Source organism: Nocardia sp. NPDC059228, from assembly GCF_042754245.1.
Classification (GTDB): domain Bacteria; phylum Actinomycetota; class Actinomycetes; order Mycobacteriales; family Mycobacteriaceae; genus Nocardia.
In genome coordinates, this window is sequence record NZ_JBHZAL010000081.1 from 1 (window position 1) to 5,719 (window position 5,719).

A 5,719-nucleotide genomic window follows, 5' to 3' on the forward strand; every position below is an offset into this window, starting at 1 on the left:
CATCACCGGTATGCGAGAACGAACCGCCCTGTACGCGGGCACACTTGACGTCGGACCGCTGCCGCCGCCCGACGGCGGCTGGCGAGTCCATCTGCATCTGCCGAACGACGAGGACCAGCGGCTGTGACGACCGTACTGATCGCCGACGACCAGCCCTTGCAACGCCTGGGCTTCCGGATGCTGCTGGAGAGCCAGGACGACATGACCCTGGTGGGCGAGGCGGGCGGCGGCGCCGAAGCCGTCCGTCTGATCGCTCAACTTCACCCGGATGTCGTACTGATGGACGTCCGTATGCCGGGCCTGGACGGCATCGAGGCGACCCGCCGTATCGTCGCGGCCGGCAGCCGTACAAGGGTGCTCATCCTGACCACCTTCGACCTGGACGAGTACGCGTACGCGGGCCTCCGGGCCGGCGCCAGCGGCTTCCTCGTCAAGGACGCGCTCCCCGAGGAGCTGCTGTCCGGCATCCGCGCGGTCGCGAGCGGCGACGCGGTGGTGGCACCGAGCCTCACCCGCCGGCTCCTGGACGCGTACGCACACCGCCTCCCGACCGCGGACACAGCCGAACGCACGACGACGCCCGCGGAACCCCACCCCGGCATCGCGCTGCTCACCGAACGGGAACGGGAGATCCTCACCGTCATCGGCCAGGGCTGGACGAACGCCGAGATCGCCTCCCGATTCCACCTCGCGGAATCGACGGTGAAGACGCACGTGGGCCGCGTACTCGCGAAGACAGGCTCACGCGACCGCGTCCAGGCGGTGATCCTGGCGTACGAGGCGAAGCTGGTCCGCACGTCGTGAAAGGGCTCTGAACGCAGAAAAGCCCCGCACCAGAAGGTGCGGGGCTTTCCCACAATGATTGTTCGGCGGCGTCCTACTCTCCCACAGGGTCCCCCCTGCAGTACCATCGGCGCTGAAAGGCTTAGCTTCCGGGTTCGGAATGTAACCGGGCGTTTCCCTAACGCAATGACCACCGAAACACTATGAAATTTGAACGCTGGTGTATTCACAGCCGTTCGTTATTTCAGAACTAACACAGTGGACGCGAGCAACTGAGGACAAGCCCTCGGCCTATTAGTACCGGTCAGCTCCACCCCTCACAGTGCTTCCATATCCGGCCTATCAACCCAGTCGTCTACTGGGAGCCTTACCCCATCAAGTGGGTGGGAGTCCTCATCTCGAAGCAGGCTTCCCGCTTAGATGCTTTCAGCGGTTATCCCTCCCGAACGTAGCCAACCAGCCATGCCCTTGGCAGGACAACTGGCACACCAGAGGTTCGTCCGTCCCGGTCCTCTCGTACTAGGGACAGCCCTTCTCAAGACTCCTGCGCGCGCAGCGGATAGGGACCGAACTGTCTCACGACGTTCTAAACCCAGCTCGCGTACCGCTTTAATGGGCGAACAGCCCAACCCTTGGGACCGACTCCAGCCCCAGGATGCGACGAGCCGACATCGAGGTGCCAAACCATCCCGTCGATATGGACTCTTGGGGAAGATCAGCCTGTTATCCCCGGGGTACCTTTTATCCGTTGAGCGACGGCGCTTCCACAAGCCACCGCCGGATCACTAGTCCCGACTTTCGTCCCTGCTCGACCCGTCGGTCTCACAGTCAAGCTCCCTTGTGCACTTACACTCAACACCTGATTACCAACCAGGCTGAGGGAACCTTTGGGCGCCTCCGTTACTCTTTAGGAGGCAACCGCCCCAGTTAAACTACCCATCAGACACTGTCCCTGATCCGGATCACGGACCCAGGTTAGACATCCAGCACGACCAGAGTGGTATTTCAACGACGACTCCACCTGAACTGGCGTCCAAGCTTCACAGTCTCCCACCTATCCTACACAAGCCGAACCGAACACCAATATCAAACTGTAGTAAAGGTCCCGGGGTCTTTCCGTCCTGCTGCGCGAAACGAGCATCTTTACTCGTAGTGCAATTTCACCGGGCCTATGGTTGAGACAGTCGAGAAGTCGTTACGCCATTCGTGCAGGTCGGAACTTACCCGACAAGGAATTTCGCTACCTTAGGATGGTTATAGTTACCACCGCCGTTTACTGGCGCTTAAGTTCTCAGCTTCGCCACACCGAAATGTGACTAACCGGTCCCCTTAACGTTCCAGCACCGGGCAGGCGTCAGTCCGTATACATCGCCTTACGGCTTCGCACGGACCTGTGTTTTTAGTAAACAGTCGCTTCTCGCTGGTCTCTGCGGCCACCCCCAGCTCAGAGTGCAAGACTCATCACCAGAAATGGCCCCCCTTCTCCCGAAGTTACGGGGGCATTTTGCCGAGTTCCTTAACCATAGTTCACCCGAACGCCTCGGTATTCTCTACCTGACTACCTGAGTCGGTTTAGGGTACGGGCCGCCATGAAACTCGCTAGAGGCTTTTCTCGACAGCATAGGATCATCCACTTCACCACAATCGGCTCGGCATCAGGTCTCAGACTATGTGCACGACGGATTTGCCTACCGTGCGTCCTACACCCTTACCCCGGGACAACCACCGCCCGGGCTGGACTACCTTCCTGCGTCACCCCATCGCTTACCTACTACAAGTCTGGTTCGACGGCTCCACCACTCCCCTTCGCCCGAAGGCTCCAGGACGGCTTCACGGTCTTAGCATCGCCTGATTCGATACTGGGCGTTTCAAAGCGGGTACCGGAATATCAACCGGTTGTCCATCGACTACGCCTGTCGGCCTCGCCTTAGGTCCCGACTTACCCTGGGCAGATCAGCTTGACCCAGGAACCCTTAGTCAATCGGCGCACACGTTTCCCACGTGTGTATCGCTACTCATGCCTGCATTCTCACTCGTGAACCGTCCACCCCTCGCTTCCGCGGAGGCTTCACCCGGCACACGACGCTCCCCTACCCATCCCAGCGGGCGTTGGCCCTCATGCTGGAATGACACGACTTCGGCGGTACGCTTGAGCCCCGCTACATTGTCGGCGCGGAATCACTTGACCAGTGAGCTATTACGCACTCTTTCAAGGGTGGCTGCTTCTAAGCCAACCTCCTGGTTGTCTCTGCGACTCCACATCCTTTCCCACTTAGCGTACGCTTAGGGGCCTTAGTCGATGCTCTGGGCTGTTTCCCTCTCGACCATGGAGCTTATCCCCCACAGTCTCACTGCCGCGCTCTCACTTACCGGCATTCGGAGTTTGGCTAAGGTCAGTAACCCGGTAGGGCCCATCGCCTATCCAGTGCTCTACCTCCGGCAAGAAACACACGACGCTGCACCTAAATGCATTTCGGGGAGAACCAGCTATCACGGAGTTTGATTGGCCTTTCACCCCTAACCACAGGTCATCCCCCAGGTTTTCAACCCTGGTGGGTTCGGTCCTCCACGACCTCTTACAGCCGCTTCAACCTGCCCATGGCTAGATCACTCCGCTTCGGGTCTTGAGCGCGCTACTATATCGCCCTGTTCGGACTCGCTTTCGCTACGGCTTCCCCACACGGGTTAACCTCGCAACACACCGCAAACTCGCAGGCTCATTCTTCAAAAGGCACGCAGTCACGACGCAAGGAACAAGTTCCTTGCGCGACGCTCCCACGGCTTGTAGGCACACGGTTTCAGGTACTATTTCACTCCGCTCCCGCGGTACTTTTCACCATTCCCTCACGGTACTATCCGCTATCGGTCACCAGGGAATATTTAGGCTTAGCGGGTGGTCCCGCCAGATTCACACGGGATTTCTCGGGCCCCGTGCTACTTGGGTGTCTCTCAAACGAGCCGTTGATGTTTCAGCTACGGGGGTCTTACCCTCTACGCCGGACCTTTCGCATGTCCTTCGCCTACACCAACGGTTTCTGACTCGTCCTGTCGCCGGCAGACGACAGAAAAGAGATCCCACAACCCCGCATGCGCAACCCCTGCCGGGTATCACACACATACGGTTTGGCCTCATCCGGTTTCGCTCGCCACTACTCCCGGAATCACGGTTGTTTTCTCTTCCTGAGGGTACTGAGATGTTTCACTTCCCCTCGTTCCCTCCACACTGCCTATGTGTTCAGCAGCGGGTGACAGCCCATGACGACTGCCGGGTTTCCCCATTCGGAAACCCCCGGATCAAAGCTTGGTTGACAGCTCCCCGGGGACTATCGTGGCCTCCCACGTCCTTCATCGGTTCCTGGTGCCAAGGCATCCACCGTGCGCCCTTAAAAACTTGGCCACAGATGCTCGCGTCCACTGTGCAGTTCTCAAACAACGACCAGCCACCCGCCACCCCACCACAAGGTGAGTTCACCGGGGCCGGCATCCCGAAGACACAAGCAGTAACTGCCCGTACCCTCAGACACCCAACAGCGCGCCCGGCACAGCCAACCCGCCGTCCTCACTTTCCACACCCCCGAAGGGGCAGTACTCGCAGAGAACAACCGGCTCACTGTGCCGAATAGTCAACGTTCCACCCATGAGCAACCGTGCAGGACATTTGCCTGCAGTCGGCTATGCGCTCCTTAGAAAGGAGGTGATCCAGCCGCACCTTCCGGTACGGCTACCTTGTTACGACTTCGTCCCAATCGCCAGTCCCACCTTCGACAGCTCCCTCCCACAAGGGGTTGGGCCACCGGCTTCGGGTGTTACCGACTTTCGTGACGTGACGGGCGGTGTGTACAAGGCCCGGGAACGTATTCACCGCAGCAATGCTGATCTGCGATTACTAGCAACTCCGACTTCATGGGGTCGAGTTGCAGACCCCAATCCGAACTGAGACCGGCTTTTTGAGATTCGCTCCGCCTCGCGGCATCGCAGCTCATTGTACCGGCCATTGTAGCACGTGTGCAGCCCAAGACATAAGGGGCATGATGACTTGACGTCGTCCCCACCTTCCTCCGAGTTGACCCCGGCAGTCTCCTGTGAGTCCCCATCACCCCGAAGGGCATGCTGGCAACACAGAACAAGGGTTGCGCTCGTTGCGGGACTTAACCCAACATCTCACGACACGAGCTGACGACAGCCATGCACCACCTGTACACCGACCACAAGGGGGGCACCATCTCTGATGCTTTCCGGTGTATGTCAAGCCTTGGTAAGGTTCTTCGCGTTGCGTCGAATTAAGCCACATGCTCCGCTGCTTGTGCGGGCCCCCGTCAATTCCTTTGAGTTTTAGCCTTGCGGCCGTACTCCCCAGGCGGGGAACTTAATGCGTTAGCTGCGGCACCGACGACGTGGAATGTCGCCAACACCTAGTTCCCAACGTTTACGGCGTGGACTACCAGGGTATCTAATCCTGTTCGCTCCCCACGCTTTCGCTCCTCAGCGTCAGTAATGGCCCAGAGATCCGCCTTCGCCACCGGTGTTCCTCCTGATATCTGCGCATTTCACCGCTACACCAGGAATTCCGATCTCCCCTACCACACTCTAGTCTGCCCGTATCGAATGCAGACCCGGGGTTAAGCCCCGGGCTTTCACACCCGACGTGACAAACCGCCTACGAGCTCTTTACGCCCAATAATTCCGGACAACGCTTGCGCCCTACGTATTACCGCGGCTGCTGGCACGTAGTTAGCCGGCGCTTCTTCTGCAGGTACCGTCACTTTCGCTTCTTCCCTGCTGAAAGAGGTTTACAACCCGAAGGCCGTCATCCCTCACGCGGCGTCGCTGCATCAGGCTTTCGCCCATTGTGCAATATTCCCCACTGCTGCCTCCCGTAGGAGTCTGGGCCGTGTCTCAGTCCCAGTGTGGCCGGTCGCCCTCTCAGGCCGGCTAC

1 protein-coding gene and 3 rRNA genes are annotated in these 5,719 nt (G+C 59.3%); 1 reads left to right on the forward strand and 3 read right to left on the reverse strand.

Going from position 1 to position 5,719, the window contains the following annotated elements:
• Window positions 1-177: 177 nt before the first annotated feature.
• The gene (locus tag ACFXKA_RS42405; protein WP_379431818.1) at window positions 178-804 is read left to right on the forward strand and encodes a response regulator; all 627 of its coding nucleotides are present in this window, start codon (window positions 178-180) and stop codon (window positions 802-804) included.
• 60 nt (window positions 805-864) lie between these two features.
• Here the strand turns inward: ACFXKA_RS42405 and rrf are convergent.
• The 3 genes from rrf to ACFXKA_RS42420 all read right to left on the reverse strand — a co-directional run.
• Window positions 865-981, reverse strand: a 5S ribosomal RNA gene (gene rrf / locus ACFXKA_RS42410).
• A 76-nt stretch (window positions 982-1,057) separates the two neighbouring features.
• Window positions 1,058-4,180, reverse strand: a 23S ribosomal RNA gene (locus ACFXKA_RS42415).
• A gap of 290 nt (window positions 4,181-4,470) precedes the next feature.
• Window positions 4,471-5,719: ribosomal RNA gene (locus tag ACFXKA_RS42420) — 16S ribosomal RNA — on the reverse strand; the annotation flags it as partial.